This window comes from Saccharopolyspora griseoalba, from assembly GCF_042665275.1.
GTDB classification, from domain to species: Bacteria; Actinomycetota; Actinomycetes; order Mycobacteriales; family Pseudonocardiaceae; genus Saccharopolyspora; species Saccharopolyspora griseoalba.
In genome coordinates, this window is record NZ_JBHTCJ010000046.1 from 1 (window position 1) to 506 (window position 506).

The window sequence follows — 506 nt, forward strand, 5'->3', positions numbered from 1 at the left end:
TGGTCGGCGCATAGCTGATAACAATTGAGCAAGAATCTTCATCGAATTAGGGGAATTTTCACTCCCCTCAGAACATAACATAGTAAATGGATTGAATTATGAAGAATGGTTTTTATGCGACTTACCGCAGCAAAAATAAAGGGAAAGATAAGCGCTCAATAAACCTGTCTGTTTTCCTTAATTCTCTGCTGGCTGATAATCATCACCTGCAGGTTGGCTCCAATTATTTGTATATTCATAAAATCGATGGAAAAACTTTTCTCTTTACCAAAACAAATGACAAGAGTCTGGTTCAGAAGATAAATCGCTCTAAAGCTTCAGTTGAAGATATTAAGAACAGCCTCGCAGATGACGAATCATTGGGATTCCCATCTTTTTTGTTTGTTGAAGGCGACACCATTGGTTTTGCCAGAACTGTTTTCGGGCCGACCACATCCGATCTGACAGATTTTTTAATCGGGAAAGGAATGTCATTAAGCAGTGGAGAGCGCGTTCAGATAGAGCCA

At 39.7% G+C, this 506-nt stretch carries 1 protein-coding gene; it reads left to right on the top strand.

Going from position 1 to position 506, the window contains the following annotated elements; translation table 11 throughout:
- Positions 1 to 98: 98 nt before the first annotated feature.
- On the top strand, positions 99 to 506 hold a 408-nt coding region (locus tag ACFQRI_RS27110), incomplete at its 3' end, for a hypothetical protein (RefSeq protein WP_465269740.1).